Source organism: Staphylococcus sp. HMSC063A07 (assembly GCF_001836955.1).
In the GTDB taxonomy this organism is placed as follows: Bacteria; Bacillota; Bacilli; order Staphylococcales; family Staphylococcaceae; genus Staphylococcus; species Staphylococcus lugdunensis.
Map to the genome: position 1 here is coordinate 75,946 of NZ_KV830911.1, position 16,202 is coordinate 92,147.

The 16,202-nt window shown below is 35.0% G+C and carries 15 protein-coding genes; 9 read left to right on the top strand and 6 right to left on the bottom strand.

Annotation, left to right across the window (positions count from 1 at the left end; translation table 11 throughout):
* Nucleotides 1–11: 11 nt before the first annotated feature.
* Nucleotides 12–587, bottom strand: coding sequence for a TetR/AcrR family transcriptional regulator (locus HMPREF2597_RS03160; RefSeq protein WP_002479077.1), 576 nt, complete (start codon nucleotides 585–587; stop codon nucleotides 12–14).
* Nucleotides 588–741: 154 nt separating this feature from the next.
* Between HMPREF2597_RS03160 and HMPREF2597_RS03165 the strand changes: the two genes are divergently transcribed.
* The gene (locus HMPREF2597_RS03165) at nucleotides 742–2,439 is read left to right on the top strand and encodes a CocE/NonD family hydrolase (protein WP_012990674.1); all 1,698 of its coding nucleotides are present in this window, start codon (nucleotides 742–744) and stop codon (nucleotides 2,437–2,439) included.
* Nucleotides 2,440–2,616: 177 nt separating this feature from the next.
* Here HMPREF2597_RS03165 and HMPREF2597_RS03170 read toward each other — a convergent pair whose 3' ends face one another.
* Nucleotides 2,617–3,822, bottom strand: a complete 1,206-nt coding sequence (locus HMPREF2597_RS03170) for a DUF418 domain-containing protein (protein WP_002479075.1) — start codon at nucleotides 3,820–3,822, stop codon at nucleotides 2,617–2,619.
* 201 nt (nucleotides 3,823–4,023) lie between these two features.
* On the opposite strand from HMPREF2597_RS03170, the gene HMPREF2597_RS03175 reads away from it, so the two are divergent.
* From HMPREF2597_RS03175 to HMPREF2597_RS03200, 6 genes are read left to right on the top strand one after another with little or no spacing between them, the layout of a single operon-like run.
* Nucleotides 4,024–4,524, top strand: a complete 501-nt coding sequence (locus HMPREF2597_RS03175; protein ID WP_002479074.1) for a TspO/MBR family protein — start codon at nucleotides 4,024–4,026, stop codon at nucleotides 4,522–4,524.
* Nucleotides 4,517–4,999, top strand: coding sequence for a glycosyl-4,4'-diaponeurosporenoate acyltransferase CrtO family protein (locus tag HMPREF2597_RS03180; RefSeq protein ID WP_002479073.1), 483 nt, complete (start codon nucleotides 4,517–4,519; stop codon nucleotides 4,997–4,999). The genes HMPREF2597_RS03175 and HMPREF2597_RS03180 overlap by 8 nt, the downstream gene beginning before the upstream one ends.
* 11 nt (nucleotides 5,000–5,010) lie before the next feature.
* On the top strand, nucleotides 5,011–6,510 hold the full coding sequence (locus HMPREF2597_RS03185; RefSeq protein WP_002479072.1) for a phytoene desaturase family protein: 1,500 nt from the start codon (nucleotides 5,011–5,013) through the stop codon (nucleotides 6,508–6,510).
* Nucleotide 6,511: 1 nt separating this feature from the next.
* On the top strand, nucleotides 6,512–7,630 hold the full coding sequence (locus tag HMPREF2597_RS03190) for a glycosyltransferase family A protein (protein WP_002479071.1): 1,119 nt from the start codon (nucleotides 6,512–6,514) through the stop codon (nucleotides 7,628–7,630).
* Nucleotides 7,631–7,665: 35 nt separating this feature from the next.
* Entirely contained in the window at nucleotides 7,666–8,529 is an 864-nt protein-coding gene (locus tag HMPREF2597_RS03195; protein WP_012990676.1) for a phytoene/squalene synthase family protein, read from the top strand.
* 2 nt (nucleotides 8,530–8,531) lie between these two features.
* Entirely contained in the window at nucleotides 8,532–10,037 is a 1,506-nt protein-coding gene (locus tag HMPREF2597_RS03200) for a phytoene desaturase family protein (protein ID WP_002479069.1), read from the top strand.
* Nucleotides 10,038–10,209: 172 nt separating this feature from the next.
* Here HMPREF2597_RS03200 and HMPREF2597_RS03205 read toward each other — a convergent pair whose 3' ends face one another.
* Nucleotides 10,210–11,382: an MFS transporter gene (locus HMPREF2597_RS03205; RefSeq protein WP_012990677.1), complete on the bottom strand. Its 1,173-nt coding sequence runs from the start codon at nucleotides 11,380–11,382 to the stop codon at nucleotides 10,210–10,212.
* Nucleotides 11,383–11,826: 444 nt separating this feature from the next.
* On the opposite strand from HMPREF2597_RS03205, the gene HMPREF2597_RS03210 reads away from it, so the two are divergent.
* Both HMPREF2597_RS03210 and HMPREF2597_RS03215 read left to right on the top strand, forming a co-directional pair.
* The gene (locus HMPREF2597_RS03210; RefSeq protein WP_002479067.1) at nucleotides 11,827–12,768 is read left to right on the top strand and encodes a hypothetical protein; all 942 of its coding nucleotides are present in this window, start codon (nucleotides 11,827–11,829) and stop codon (nucleotides 12,766–12,768) included.
* Nucleotides 12,769–12,802: 34 nt separating this feature from the next.
* A complete protein-coding gene (locus HMPREF2597_RS03215) occupies nucleotides 12,803–13,276 on the top strand; it encodes a MepB family protein (protein ID WP_070817151.1) in 474 nt (157 codons plus the stop codon).
* Between the two features lie 126 nt (nucleotides 13,277–13,402).
* Here HMPREF2597_RS03215 and HMPREF2597_RS03220 read toward each other — a convergent pair whose 3' ends face one another.
* From HMPREF2597_RS03220 to HMPREF2597_RS03230, 3 genes are read right to left on the bottom strand one after another with little or no spacing between them, the layout of a single operon-like run.
* Nucleotides 13,403–14,074, bottom strand: a complete 672-nt coding sequence (locus HMPREF2597_RS03220) for an ABC transporter ATP-binding protein (RefSeq protein ID WP_002460794.1) — start codon at nucleotides 14,072–14,074, stop codon at nucleotides 13,403–13,405.
* Between the two features lie 14 nt (nucleotides 14,075–14,088).
* Nucleotides 14,089–15,009: an ABC transporter permease gene (locus HMPREF2597_RS03225; RefSeq protein WP_002479065.1), complete on the bottom strand. Its 921-nt coding sequence runs from the start codon at nucleotides 15,007–15,009 to the stop codon at nucleotides 14,089–14,091.
* Entirely contained in the window at nucleotides 15,006–16,172 is a 1,167-nt protein-coding gene (locus HMPREF2597_RS03230) for an ABC transporter permease (protein WP_002479064.1), read from the bottom strand. Before HMPREF2597_RS03230 ends, HMPREF2597_RS03225 begins: the two co-directional genes overlap by 4 nt.
* Nucleotides 16,173–16,202: the final 30 nt, after the last annotated feature.

The following is a 16,202-nucleotide window of genomic DNA, read 5'->3' on the forward strand; positions in this document are numbered from 1 at the left end:
CTTTTGTGTTTTTATGAGTCAAATCGAATCATAATTGCTGCACCATGGCTAACAATTTGATAAAAGTGATATTCAAGTTGTGCTTTGGCTATAGGATGCGGATCTTGAATCCAATGTTTGACTAAAGAAATTCCTGCACCTGAAACATAGCTCATATAATAAGAAAATGGCATGCCTTCAATCGTATCATCTTCATTTTTATATTGACTTAAATGATTATAAATAAGGTTATAAAGTTTTTCTTGAATCATTGATGCTTTACCAATTTTAAATAAGATGCTAAATACATCTCTATGATTATCAATGTGCTCGATTAAATAGGTGATGATGTTTTTAAGCATGATGTTGTGTTGTTGTTGATGTTGTTCAGCAATAAAATATTGTAAATCTTGTATGAGTTTATTCTCAATTTCTTCTAATAAATCATATTTATCTACGTAATAACTATAAAACGTACTACGATTAATATCAGCAGTTTCAGTTAATTGTTGTATAGTTAGCTTATCAAACGACGTTTCTGTTAGTAATTGTAAAAAGGCATGGTGTATCGCTTGTTTAGATTTTCTAATTCTACGATCTTGTGCCACATACTCCCTCCTCATTCCAGTCTAATTATAAACAGTTTTGACTCCTATGTTGATTTTCAAACAAATTGCGATGGTCTGCTTGTTGTTAAAAATGATACAGTGGTTAGAATGAAATTGTAATTAAAATGCAGAAACATGAAAGGGATGACAAACGATGGAAAAAGATATGTTAGGTAATCCACAATTAACAGTTACACCATTAGAACAGATTAAAGAAGGAACTAATCATATAGTCGTTGATAGTGTTCAATATGGAAATCAAGAAATGATAATGGAAAAAGATAGACCAGTGACAATGGAAGATGGTACACAATTATATGTGAATATATTTAGACCAAATAAAGAAGGGCAATTTCCTGTTGTTATATCTGCAGATACCTATGGAAAAGATAATAAACCTAAAATCACAAATATGGGACCTATGTGGCCAACAATAGGTACAATTCTAACGTCAAGCTTTACACCTGAAGAATCACCGGATCCAGGCTTTTGGGTACCTAATGATTATGTTGTTGTAAAAGTAGCTTTAAGAGGTAGTGCTAAATCAGTTGGTGCACTTTATCCTTGGGGATTATCAGAAGCTAAAGATTATGCTCAAGTCATCGATTGGGCTGGCAAACAACGATGGAGCAATGGCAATGTAGGGACGAATGGCGTATCTTATTTAGCGGTGACGCAATGGTGGGTTGCTTCTCTAAATCCAACGCATTTAAAAGCTATGATACCGTGGGAAGGATTGAACGATATGTATAGAGAAATCGCCTTTCATGGTGGTATTCCAGATACAGGATTTTACCGTTTTTGGTATCAAGGTTTAGTGCAAAGATGGCCAGACATGGATATTGAAGATTTAATTGCTGCACAACAAAATCATCCGTTGTTTGATGAATACTGGCAAGCTAAACAAGCGCCATTAGCTCACATTCAAATACCTATGTTTGTCTGTGCGAGTTGGTCTACACAAGGCCTCCATAATCGTGGCACATTTGAAGGATTTAAACAAGCATCATCACAGCATAAATGGTTGAAAATTCATGGACGTAAAGAATGGGAAACATATTATGCACGTGAATCACTAGAACAACAAAAATCGTTCTTTGATTACTACCTTAAAGGTATTGATAATGATTGGCCTGAAACACCACGTGTAAGTTATGAAGTACGTGATAAATTTTATCAGGGTTATCACAACACAGCGACAGCATATCCATTACCACAGATGAGTGAAAAGCCGTTATATTTAAATGCACAAGATATGTCATTACAAGCGCAGTTACCAGAAGAAACAGTTTCAGTAAGCTATTTAAGTGATGATTCACTTGATGATGAAGTGAGATTTAGTAAACGTTTTACTCACAATACTGAAATAACTGGAAATATGAAACTCAAGTTATGGGTAGCAACAGAAGAAGCAGATGATATGGACTTGTTCATTGGCATAAAGAAAATCAATCGTCAAGGAGAAGAGGTACATTTTCCTGATTTTAATCATATTGAAAATGGACAAGTGGCAACTGGATGGTTACGTGTATCACATCGAGAATTAGATATTGAAAAATCAACAGCACTACAACCTTGGCATCACCATATGAAAGAACATAAACTTGCACCTCAAGAAATTGTTGCTGTTGAAGTAGAAATTTTGCCATCTAGTACGCTATTTAAAAGCGGAGAACAATTACAAGTTGTGATAAAGGGTAGTGAAGTCGTTAAAGGCACAAGCACACCAGTACCAGGAATGAAGACACGCTATGAACATCAAGATACAGTCAATCATGGTTTAAATCACATATATACAGGTGGCAAGTATGACTCGCATCTATTAATTCCATATCAATTATTAGAAGATTAAGGGATAAACATAAAATAAAAAAAGGGCGGGACAGCATTCATAACGAATTCGTAGTCCCGCCCCGGCAAGGTTGACTAGGATTGAAACAAGCTTGGTATCAGTGTGTTTTCAATCCAGTCAACTACTGCCAATATATAGTTCATAGCCTAATACATAATTTTGGCCTAAACTTTTTTTCTAGGAATGATGTCTCGCATGTTTTTTCTTGCCGACACGTAATTGCCAATAGGTAAACATACGTAATAGATATTCCATTGGTCCATACCGCCAATGACGTTGATACCAAGAAGCAACTAGCACTTGAAGAACATAAAGAATAATAAAGATACCAAACATCATTGTTACATGGTCGCTGCCGAATTGTCCTAAGCCATAGCCATAAAAAATCATAGTGCCAATCACACTTTGTATTAAGTAAAAGGTCAGTGACATTTTACCAATATGTTCTAAACCTCGGAATGTAAAATGTTGTGGTAATTTTTGATACATATATTTAAATAAACTCATATAACCAAATGCGAGTATGATACCGAACACTTCCGTGAAATTTTCAGCAATTGTTGGATGTTGAACCCAGAGTACTGCTGATTTGCCGATAAGTGCTAGGGGTATAATCCATATCCATAATTTAGAGGACCACCAATCAAGCGCATCTTTTTCGAACCAACCACTTTTAGATAAATAGACACCTAATGTAAATAATGGCACTTCCATTAAAGGAATAAGAATAAAAATGAGTAGGAAAAAGATTGACCCTAGTTGATCTTCGAATAAAGCAAATTTTGGATCTTCAACTGTTTCATCAACATGACGAATATCTGAATAACTACCTTCACTGTAAATCTTTGTAATCTTTGATACATAATTTGCTGTGTCATGTTTGCTAGGTGTTGTTTGCATACCATTATCACCGGAAAATGGCATGACAATAAATAGTACGAGCAATAATCCAAAAATAATGAGCGTAAAGTATTTAAAAGCACGTTTCCCCATATGAATGAAAGGAATGACAAATAGCATAGAGAAGCCATAACCAAATAATATATCTCCACCCCATATGTAAGATGCATGTAAACCTCCAATAATCATCAGGAAAAAAGCACGACGAAAGAGTTTTAGTTTCGGACGTTTAACACCTTTTCGTTTCATGGATTGGTATAATTTATCCATAGAAAAGCCAAAAAGCATAGCAAAGATAGGCATAAAACTACCTACAAAAAGAATATTAATAATATTAAAAACACCGTGGTTGAATGGACTTAAATGAAAATGATCAATATATAATTGTCCAGTTAAATCAAATTGAAATATAAGTAAATTAGCTATAAAAATCCCTAATAAGCTAAATCCCCTTAGCGCATCTGCAACTTTAATTCGTTTCAATATTATTCACCTCTCCCATACCATAACGTACACACATAAAAATAAAACTAAATGCAGCTTAATTCTTCCTTAAATATTAAAAGGACCAATTTGTTATATAGTGGTTAATGCATATCTTTTAAGGGAATAGGTAAATTATTAACTAAATGTAATTAATTCTTTTATAAATTTACGTTATTCAACATAAAGGAGGATGTGAAGATGAACGGTATCAAAGTGAGCAAGAAGCTGTGTCGTATTGCTTTACCTTTAATCGGTGGTCAAATTATTGGCAAAATCACCGTAAAAAATGCACGTCGGGATTATAGTAAAAATGTTAAACCACCATTATCACCACCGGGCTATGTTTTTCCGATTGTCTGGCCAACACTTTATTTAAGTATGGGTATTGCTCATGACATCATTTCACAACAAAAACAGCATCAAGCAGCACAAGCCACATATTACTTGCAGTTAGGTTTAAATTACTTATGGTCATTACTTTATTTTAAATATAAATTACGTGGTGCAGCCCTCATTGACAGTTATATTTTATTTAGTGCAGTTGTTGCGACCGCCGTCCAATTCTATCAAAAACATCGAATTGCGGGTTATTTATTAATTCCTTATATTTGTTGGTCAGCGTTTGCTTCATACTTGGCGACAGGTAATTGGTTACTCAATAAAGATAATCCAGATTATACGGCAGGACACCATGCGTAAAAAATCCGTTATTTGGCTCATCATAGGCAGTGGTATTTATTGGTTTGTGCTTCAGATGTTGGTTGCCGTGTGGGGAACACGTTTAAGTACTACATTTTTAATGAAGTGTGATTTCTGTTTTAAGTCATTCGCATTCGAACGTGAAGGAGATTTTTGGAATGATGTCTTTCAAGTCAAACGCTGGAAAGATCATTTGCCAAAGGGACATCGTTTAAATCCGGCAATTTATAATAAATCGACTCTAATGGCGCAACCGTCAGCGCAAGATATATATGATTTTATTATAGAAACACGGCGTGCAGAATTTGTTCATGGAATAGCGATGTTACCAATGTTTGTATTTCTTGCTGCGCCGAAATATATAAAAATACCACATATGACATATGCTTTATTAGCAAATTTACCATGTATGATTGTGCAACGTTATAATCGCCCTAAGCTCGAGCGTTATTATCATAAATTGAAAAACAGATAGGAAGTGAGTGTATGCCAATTAAAAAAGTAGTTGTGATTGGTGGCGGTCTTGGCGGTATTTCCGCTGCGATTCGGATGGCACAGAGTGGCTACCGTGTCGATTTATATGAACAAAATGACCATATCGGCGGAAAGGTTAATCGTCTAACTACCTCTCAATTTGGTTTTGATTTAGGACCATCTATTCTTACTATGCCTTATATTTTTGAACAGCTTTTTCAACACAGTGGTAAAGAAATGAGAGATTACGTAGATATAGAGCGATTGCCATTGCAATGGCGTAGTTTCTTTCCATCTGGGGAAACGATAGATTTATATGATAATGTTGCTGATACTATTGATAATAATTCAACTCTGACAGCACAAGATCGACAAGAATTAATGTCATTTTATGATTACGCAGAACGCATTCATCGTTTTACGGAACAAGGCTATTTCCGCTTAGGTTTAGATACCTTACCAGAAATTTTGACTTACCACGGGCCGTTTAAAGCATTGCGTGGCTTTGATTATTTTTCTACTATGCAACAAGCTATTAATAGACGTGTATCAAATCCACAATTGAGAGATATGTTAGGGTACTTTATTAAATATGTTGGTTCATCTTCATATGACGCACCAGCCGTGTTATCAATGCTTTATCATATGCAACAAGAACAAGGCTTGTGGTATGTCAAAGGAGGAATGCATCATCTGGCTCAAGCACTTGAAACGTTAGCGCGTGAAGAAGGCGTTCATATTCATACTGGTGTAGGTGTAGAAAACATTCAAACGTCATTTGACAAAGTTGTAGGTGTGAGACTAACAACTGGAGAAAGCGTCGAAGCGGACTATCTCATTTCAAATATGGAAGTTATTCCGACATATCGTGAATTACTGCATTTTAGTGATAAAAAGATTGAACGTTTAGAAAAGATTTATGAACCTGCAAGTTCAGGTCTTGTACTACATTTAGGTATTGATAAGTACTTTCCACAGCTTGCACATCATAACTTTTTCTTCACAGCAGATTCAAAGCGTAATTATCGTGAAGTCTTTCACGACAAAATATTACCGTATGATCCAACAATTTATTTAGTGAATGCGAATAAAACCGATCCAACTCAGGCACCTCAAGGTTATGAGAGCATTAAAGTTTTACCGCATATTCCATATATTCAAAATCAACCTTTCTCTCAGGAAGATTATCTGCAATTAAAAGAACGTGTTTTGGATAAGTTAGAAGCTATGGGATTAGATGATTTAAGAGCGCACATTGTGTTTGAGGATATGTGGACGCCTGAAGATATAGAACATCATTATCGTTCTAATCGTGGTGCTATTTATGGCGTTGTGGCAGATAAAAAGAAAAATAAGGGCTTCAAGTTTCCAAAGCAATGTGCTTATTTTAATAATCTATTTTTTGTTGGTGGTTCTGTAAATCCGGGTGGGGGCATGCCTATGGTTACTTTAAGCGGGCAACAAGTAGCGGATAAAATTAATGCTATCGAACACGGTGAAAGGAGAGACTAAAGTGAAATGGATTAGTTCATTAACTATGCTATTTACGTTCTTTTCTATCATTAGTGGTAAAGTTATGTATGGTCGACGCCATCCATTGACACATAGTAAGATTCATTCATCAAAACAATTGGAATTATCCGTTATTGTTCCAGCGCGTGACGAAGCGCAACGCTTACCACGCTTATTAAAGTCATTAGCACAACAAACCGTTTCTGTAGAAATGATTGTGATGGATGATGGATCCACAGATCAAACTGCTGAAATCGCACGCGCAGCTGGAGCTTCTGTCTATTCAGTTCAAGCTGATAAACCGTCATTATGGCAAGGTAAGTCATTGGCTTGTTATCAAGGTGCGACCTACGCATCAACTCCACTATTGTTGTTTGTTGATGCCGATGTGACATTAACATCCCCTAGAGCAATTCAAGCACTCATCGATACTTACTACCAACAAGATTACCGAGGTTTGTTAAGTGTCCAACCTTATCATTCTACTATACGACCTTATGAAAGTTTATCGGCGCTATTTAATACATTGACAGTAGTTGGTACGAATCAATTTTCATTAATAGACGGACAGCAGACTACGCGCATGGCCTTTGGGCCTGTTGTCTTGACTAATTCAACTGATTATAAGTCCACACAAGGACATCAACAAGCTAAACATCATATTATTGAAGGGTTCGCATTAGGTCAAGCATATTCACAACAAGGCTTACCAGTAAATTTATATGAAGGACAGCAAGATATTCAATTCCGAATGTATGAAGATGGCATTCAGTCACTCGTTCATGGATGGGTTAAACATTTTTCTGTTGGTGCTACTGCAACTTCGCCAAAGGTTATGACAAGTATTGTTATATGGTTAATGGGATCGATTATTACAGCATCAGGCTTAATACTTAGTTTGTTAGTAAAGCCGATATCTAAAGTTAACATGGGGATATTATATATTCTTTATACAATGCAATTTATACGCATACATCGACGAGTAGGTCATTTTTCACGTTGGATGTTATGTTTGCACCCTATCTTATTTATCTTTTTTAGTGGTGTGTTTTTATCATCATGGATACAGTCTTACTGTAAGCGAAGCGTTATATGGAAAGGCCGAACGTATCATTTGTGATGTTATAAATATTTAATACAAGGAGGGTGCACGAGATGACACTAGATGACCATTTTCAGTACTGCCATCAACTGATGAAGCATCATTCTAAAAGTTTCTCCTATGCCTTTGATTATTTACCAGATAGAGAAAGACGTGCAGTATGGGCGATTTATGCTGTATGCCGTGTGATTGATGATAGTATCGATGTTCATCATGATCCACAATATTTGCAGTACATACGACAAGATATTATGGCCATTGAACAACAACAGTTGCATCCTGAATTTCAAAGCGATGCGCGAATCATGCACGCATTTTCAAATGTCGCACATACATTTAAAATGGAATACCCAGCATTTTACAAGCTTATTGATACAGTACGCAAAGATCAATATTTTGAGCAATTTGATACCGATGAAGCTATGTTAGATTACTGTTATGGGGTTGCGGGAACTGTTGGAGAAGTATTAACACCTATTTTAGCACAACAGCCAACTACAGAAACGTTTAGAGTCGCACGAAAATTAGGAGAAGCTTTACAATTAACTAATATTTTACGTGATGTTGGAGAAGACTTTGAACAGGGACGTATTTATATTAGTAAAGAACGGTTGGCGCACTTTAATATTGATATTAAACAACAATATCAGCAAGGTGTGACATCGAATTATATTAAGATGTGGGAAGCATTAGCTTATATAGCAGAACAAGCCTACCATGATGCGCTGTCGAATATTCATGTGTTTAATAAGCAAGCGCAACCTATTATTGAGCTAGCTGCAGTGATTTATGCGAGCATTCTTGATGAAGTTAGAAAGGCAGGGTACACATTACATCAACGCGTGTATGTATCCAAAGTAGATAAGGCAAAATTTTATCGACGTATAAAAAAGAAATATCAAGGACAGGTGGAATAGCAATGAATATAGCAGTAATTGGTGCAGGCGTGACTGGTTTAGCATCCGCGGCAAGATTGGCAGCAAAAGGTCATCAAGTGACATTGTTTGAGAAAAATGATCAACTTGGTGGGCGTATGAGTCAGTTTACTAAAGATGGATTTACTTTCGATATGGGCCCTACAATTGTGATGATTCCTGAAGTCTATAAAGCAGTATTTGAAGCATGTGGCAAAAACTTTGAAGATTATGTAGAGATGACACAATTACCTTATATTTATGATGTCTATTTTGCTAAGGATGACAAAGTTCGTGTACCTACTGATCTAGCTCAATTACAACAAATGTTAGAGCACATCGAGCCAGGTTCAACACATGGCTTTATGTCATTTCTTACTGATATTTATAAGCGTTATGAAATTGCACGCAAATATTTTTTAGAGCGTACGTTTCGTAAGCCTAGTGATTTTTATAACTTAACGTCATTAGTGCAAGGTGCTAAATTAAAGACATTAAATCATGCAGATGATTTAATTGCACAATATGTTGATAATGATAAAATCCAAAAACTCTTAGCTTTTCAAACGTTATATATTGGCATCGATCCCAAGCGTGGGCCATCACTATATTCTATTATACCGATGATTGAAATGATGTTTGGTGTGCATTTTATTAAAGGCGGCATGTACGGCATGGCGCAAGGTTTAACACGTTTAAATCAAGATTTGGGTGTCGATATTCGTTTAAACGCACAAATCGATGAAATTATTATAGACCCAAAATATAAACGAGCCGATGGAATAAGAGGCAATGGTCTTGTTGAGCGCTTTGATAAGGTATTATGTACTGTTGATTTTCCATATGCAGCACAACATCTTATGCCTGAACATAGCCCTGTTAAAAAGTATCCGCCACAAAAAATAGCACAATTAGATTATTCATGTTCTGCATGCCTAATGTATATTGGTATAGATCAAGACTTGAGAGACAACCTGTTATTACATAATGTGATTTTTTCGGCAGATTTTGAACAAAATGTGAAAGAAATATTTAATGGTCAATTGTCAAAGGATCCATCATTATATATTTATGTTCCAGCAGTAGGTGATACGACGCTAGCGCCTGAGGGACAAACAGGTATATATGTACTTATGCCTACTGCAGAGTTGAAAACAACAAAAATAGATTGGCAGGATGAATCGATAGTAGCTCGCATCAAGGAAATCATTTATCACAAGTTAGCAACGATAGAAGCCCTTGAAAATATTAAACAGCATATCGTATCAGAAACAATTTTTACACCGTTAGATTTTCAACGAGACTATCATGCGCAGTATGGTGCAGCATTTGGCTTAATGCCAACGCTCGCTCAAAGTAATTATTACCGACCGCCAAATGTTGCTCGTGACTATCACGATCTATATTTTGCAGGTGCAAGTACACATCCAGGTGCAGGTGTGCCTATTGTTTTAACCAGTGCAAAGATTACTGTTGAAGAAATATTGAAAGATATTGCAGCAGGTATATAGTAAAAGAATTAGAGCGGGCTAGAATTCATTGTGAATTCGTAGTCCCGCCCCGGCAAGGTTGACTCGGATTGAAAAAGCTTAGGATAAGTGTATTTTCAATCCAGTCAATTACTGTCTATATAGAGTTCAGAGCCTGAGACATAATTATGCCCCAGACACATACCATTGTTAATTAATAGCGTTTAGTTTTAGGTAGAAAAAGTGCAACACAAAGAGAAATGATACCAATACAAGCGATAATAATAAATTGAAGTGAAAAGCTTTGTATGCGTGCTATATAAATATTAATAATTGGTGCAAGTGCAGTTCCTAAAAATAAAATAAAGGTATTTACAGATAAAAAGAATCCTTGATTACCGTTGACTACAATACCTACATTTGAGATGACGGAAGGGACACAAAATGCAATTCCTGCAATAAACATGACACTCCACATCACAAGTAAAGTAACATTTGTAGTACATGCCATACCTAATAACGATATAATACTAATCATTAATGATGTGAGGATGACATTTTTGACGCCGATACGATCGCTTAAACGTCCTGCAAGTAAAGCTAATAGCATGCCGAAGATGCCGTATAGCTTTGCATTAATCGCAGTTGTTTGGTTCCCGCCGACAATATCTGAAGTGATATAGGCATTAAATATATCATACATACTAATAAACATCGTTAACAAGGTTAGTGATACAAAATAACATAGTAAGACCATTTTGTTCGTTTTAAAGGCTTTAAAATTAGTGAAAAAGCTAAGTAAACGAATATGAGGGTGGTAGACTGGACTTTCAGGAACTTTTTTATAAATGGCCACAGCTAAAATGAGATAAAGTATTGTTAAGGTAAAATACACGCTATGCCAATGTGTATAACGTACAATAATTTCACTTAAGTTTTGACCAATTACACCAGATAACATAAAGCTTGTACTAATAAAACTAATGGCTGTTACACGCTTCACTGGTGAATAGTTCTCAGTTACATAGGTAATAGATACTGGAGAAAATGCTGCAGCACAGATGCCTTGCAGTGCGCGTAGAATAATTAATAAGATAAATGACCGCACAAAGCCAATCAGACAGCAAATAATGACTAAGCCCACTAAGCCACATAAAATGGTACGAATACGACCAAATTTTTCTGAAATAGTGCCATAAAATAAGCAGCTTACAGAATAGGTAATTGAGAAAACAACACCATTTAATGTAGCAATCGATTTTGGAATATCGAAGTCTTTAGCGAATGCTACGGTTAAAGGAAGCGCTGTATATAAACTACACATCACAGCGATGCCGGTGATGAAGAAAATAGTTGTAATTTGATTATATTTCAATGATGGTGTCATCATTTAACTCCTTTCAAATATTAAATTGTTCGCAATGTTCATATTATCCCACGTTTCATGACTTTTCTAAAGGCCACATTAAAAAGAGGCAATAGTAAAAAAATTCAAAGAAGTAAGTAAATCTTAAAAGAAGAAAACTGACAACAAAGTCAATTTAGACAATTCATCTCCATCTTGCATTGTTTGTAGAAATGTTTATGATATTTCTTTGTTCTGTGCGCTATTCAGTTTTTTGTATATAAAGTGTTTGAATTCGTTGTTTCTTGTTCAGTTTCAACTTTGACATACGTTTGCCGTTCGAAGTTATGTAAAGTAGGTTGAATTAAGCGCGTAGGATGTGAAGCATATACCATATTTTTTTATAATACATTTTATGATATGTTTAAAGTATAAGTTAATTATATATTTTAAAAAGTGTTATTAAACAAAGAAAGGATGAGGAATATGAAAAAAGTATTTCTAGCAAGTTCGGTGGCACTCATGTTATTGACGGCTTGTCAAAACAGTGATTCATCACAACAAGAAAATCAAAAAAAGACGTCACAAGCTGATAATAAGAAAGATGAAAAGCACACATCTAAACATCAAACGGAGAACAATGAGAAACAAAATAAAACATCAGGCCAACAACACAGTGATAAAGAAGATAAGGGACAAACTAAATCGTCAGCAGGACAATTATCAGATAAAACGAAACTTGCATTAATTTTTTATGCTGATCCAAAAGGTAAATATTCACTAACCAAAAATGAAATATTAACAGGCAAATATAAGCGACAAGGGACAGGTGACAATGATGTGAAGCAAATTGTTGACTTTGGTCTAGTTCCTTATGAAAATATAAGTCAGGCACCTGATGGAATGAAATTCTACATGGTTTATCCTGATAAAGGTAGCTATCGCACAGTAGTAGGGGTAAATAATGATAAGATTTATATTGGTGCTACACAAAGTCCAATTCGCAATTATCAAGATGCTTTGAAATCTGGAGATGAATACGATTTAAATAAAGTATATACAGAGAATAAAAATAATCGTTCATTACCTGAGATGGAGAATAAAATTAAAATAACACAAAAGGATCCACGTATGGATGAATCAGATACTGAGAGAAAACAGCGCGAATTAAAAGAAAGCGGCACTGAAATGGCACATGCACGTAGTCAGCTATTTGACCAAATTGCTCAACTTGAAGGAGCGCCTGCTAATAAAGATTATCTGTGGGATAATATTAAAATGACGAAAGATAGTTGGTCAATCAATTATCGGAATCAAGATGGCGAAATTCTAGGTACTTATAAATTGCAAGGTAAAAAAATGATTAAAGAAGATCAAAATGGTAATCAAATCAAATCGGCACCAATCAAAAATGATTCAGCATCATAAAGCAGATGTGGTTATGCCAAAAAGGTAGGTATATATGACAAAACACTTACAAAACATGCAATCTTTAGCTTTAGTGAAAGAACTACTACAAGTTAATCATAGTAATACATCTATCGAAATCAAGACAGAACCGTGGAATGTGGATTATGAAGCATTTAGGTGCGAGTTAAAAGGGCAAACTTATATGAGTAGACGCGCACATAAAACACCTAAAAAACGAGGATATTTCTTTGCGATGTGGTGTAAAGATGACGATAATAACAACAGACCATATCAAGATGCTGAATTTCCAATGTTTTTAGTCGTCAATGTTATTGATGGACAACGGTTTGGACAGTTCGTATTTCCTCGAGAGGTTCTAGTTAAACAACATATCATATCGACAACATCACATAAGGGGAAAATGGCTTTACGTGTCTATCCAACATGGGAAGAGGACCTTAATCCATCAGCTGCTAAAACACAACATTGGCAAGATAAGTATTTTACAAATCTAACTATTGAATGAAGGTTAAATATAATCAATTGGCAAGAATATTACTTTGAAATTGTTTAAGATACAACTGCATTATACGAAAACGCCTATCACGAAAGGAGTTAGAAATTGTCCTTTTGTGATAGGCGTTTATTAATACTATAAAGCATTATGATAATGTTCATAAGTCCATTGTTTATCATTTAAAACATCTCGATAAAATGGATGTTGACCGATGAGTTTAATGTTATCAGCTAATGCTTCTACCTCATCTAAATGGTGTGTCGTTAAAATGATTAAACAACTGGATTTCATTTGGTTTAACAGTTGGTGAATATCATAACGTGATTTTAAATCAATACCAACAGTAGGCTCATCTAAAATTAGTATTTTAGGTTGACTTAATAAACCAATTAAAATATTAATTTTGCGTTTATTCCCGCCTGATAATGTAGATACACGTGCCTTCATGTCAGTAAAGTTTAATAATTTCAAATAGTGGGCTATGGTATCATCATCAACAGGTTTGTCACACAATGATTTAAAAAATTGAATATTTTCTTGTGCACTCATATGTTCAAATAAAGCAATATCCTGTGGCACGTAGCCTACTATATTTCTAATTTGACGTTTTGATAGCGTCTTACCAAAGTAATCAATGGTACCTGAATTTGGTTGTTCAATCCCTGAAATCAAACGCAATAATGTCGATTTCCCAGCACCATTTTCTCCGAGCAAGACAGTCAGTTGATTGTCAGCAAATTGCATATTTAGCTGTTCAAAAATGTGTTTACGTTTATAACTTTTAGAAATAGCATGTAATTCGATCAATGTGTCTCACTCCTTTACATTTGAATGCTAATAAATAGAATAGCTATCACGATTGACCAGACAATAGCCATAAATAATCTATGGCTGAGTGTATTAACCTTAAATAATAAGCTTGCGATACCCCATTCATAGATAAAAATAACAGCGAATGATTTAGCATAAAAGAATAAACTTAATGGCTGGTGCATCAACCACTGAATCATCATCATTACGAATAAAAGCAAACATGTATGTGTCACGATATAAGTGCCATAAAGTTTGAGTCGACTGTGATTAAATTGGAATAATCGCCCAAGTGGCGCATTTTGTTTTAATCTTTGATGAAGTACAATTTGAATTGCACTGATCATGAGTACCCATGCAAATATTAAACTAATCGAAAGCGAGTGATTCGCTGATGAATGAATCGCAACATTTTTGAATTTTGATGTTGGTGTATTATTCTTATAGGCTTCTTTAATTTTGTCTATACTTTGGTGGTGATGATTTTTATCTAAGTGTTCTTGAATAATATGCGGTATTTGTTGTTCATATAATGAACGACTAACGATTTCTAATGCAATATTACCAATAAAATCATCTCGTCCATAGAGTTGAATCGATGACTTCAAACGGTTTTCGGCTAAGCGCTTATCAAAATCTTTTGGGATTTGTAAGCTGATCATAGCTTCCTTTTTCTTAACTGCATCATCAATATAAATATCGTCTGCAGATATGGATTTAACCGAAACAAATCGTGTATCCGAAATGTGCTTGATCAGTTGTTTTGAGTCATTACTATGACTCATATCTTGAATAGCAATAGGTATCTTAAAGTTTTGACTAGCCATTTTTTGTCCGGCATATAATAAGCTTAGTGCTGCACCAATAATGATGAGCAGAAGAACATATTGTAGCCATTGTTTTCGAATGACAAGTTGAATGTAAGGTTTCATCGACGATACCTCCAAACAGCGACCACACAGAGTGCCAATGCCACAGCAATAAAGCTGATATAAAAGGCTGGATGTGTATCTAAAATAAAGTTATTTAATGTGATTTCCAACATTTGATTTGTTACTAAACTAAACGGTTGTGTTGCCAATATACTGTTAAAGCTATGTTGGAAAAAGATTGTTGGCACCGTTATGCCTGAGAATACGATAAAGATAAGCGTTAATACGCATTTTAAAAGTAAATTCATCCAGTTTTTACTAATAAGCTCAATTAAGATGAGCAGCATGACTAAGAAAGTCACGAAATAAGTGAGCTGAATTGCTACGGTTGGCCAATTATAACTTTCAAAAGACCCGTCTAATGTATGGTTAATCCATAGAAAGCCAAGGATTGCCCAAATCATTGAATAGAACCATGCAATCGCACCACGAACAAATGTTAACTTTTCAAATGAGAAGTGAAAGAGTTGCAATCGTTCTTTCAATGCCGTTTCTTGATTCATTTTGAGCACAGAAAATAACGATAGACAAAGTATAAAAATGGATAGTAAGTATCCAGTAACGACATAGTAACTGCCTGTATCATAAACCTTTACTGGTTCGTAATTAAAAGCATTAACACGATTCAATCCGGTAAATAGTAAATCAGTCATTAGCATAACCATGTCTTGAGATGATGGCTTCTCAGTTAAGTGTGTGTAGCTTAAAATACCTCCCATAGATAACATTAAGCGATCATAAACTGAATGGGTTAATTGGCTAATAACGACACTCTTTGTAGACTGTTGGTCGTATGTATATACTGTGATAGGTAATTGTCCTTGATGATAAAAGGCATGTGTCATACCTTTGTCAAAAACAAAATAGCCATCTAATTCATGTTTGGATAGACGTTGTTTAGCTGTTTTCTCACTGTATTGTTTTAAGGTAACATGTTTCCCAAAATTACTCCCTTTACCCACGGAACCTAAAATAAGCTGTGTTTCTTTTGAATGATCCTTATCCACAATGCCAAGACGGAAACCTTTATCTTCTTGATTGGCATATTGAACTGCCGTCAAAGCCAAGACTAGTGATAGGACAATCAATATTAAATAGACAAATAAATACCACTTCTTTAATAAAAAAGAGTGGTAGATATGAAACAATTGTATTGACTTCATTTGACCACTCCTTCCATATTTAATCATCGT

Coding starts and splice junctions, on each gene's coding strand:
- HMPREF2597_RS03165 (WP_012990674.1), top strand. CDS start 742: ATGGAAAAAGATATGTTAGGTAATCCACAATTAACAGTTACACCATTA.
- HMPREF2597_RS03175 (WP_002479074.1), top strand. CDS start 4,024: ATGAACGGTATCAAAGTGAGCAAGAAGCTGTGTCGTATTGCTTTACCT.
- HMPREF2597_RS03180 (WP_002479073.1), top strand. CDS start 4,517: ATGCGTAAAAAATCCGTTATTTGGCTCATCATAGGCAGTGGTATTTAT.
- HMPREF2597_RS03185 (WP_002479072.1), top strand. CDS start 5,011: ATGCCAATTAAAAAAGTAGTTGTGATTGGTGGCGGTCTTGGCGGTATT.
- HMPREF2597_RS03195 (WP_012990676.1), top strand. CDS start 7,666: ATGACACTAGATGACCATTTTCAGTACTGCCATCAACTGATGAAGCAT.
- HMPREF2597_RS03200 (WP_002479069.1), top strand. CDS start 8,532: ATGAATATAGCAGTAATTGGTGCAGGCGTGACTGGTTTAGCATCCGCG.
- HMPREF2597_RS03205 (WP_012990677.1), bottom strand. CDS start 11,382: ATGACACCATCATTGAAATATAATCAAATTACAACTATTTTCTTCATC.
- HMPREF2597_RS03210 (WP_002479067.1), top strand. CDS start 11,827: ATGAAAAAAGTATTTCTAGCAAGTTCGGTGGCACTCATGTTATTGACG.
- HMPREF2597_RS03215 (WP_070817151.1), top strand. CDS start 12,803: ATGACAAAACACTTACAAAACATGCAATCTTTAGCTTTAGTGAAAGAA.
- HMPREF2597_RS03225 (WP_002479065.1), bottom strand. CDS start 15,009: ATGAAACCTTACATTCAACTTGTCATTCGAAAACAATGGCTACAATAT.
- HMPREF2597_RS03230 (WP_002479064.1), bottom strand. CDS start 16,172: ATGAAGTCAATACAATTGTTTCATATCTACCACTCTTTTTTATTAAAG.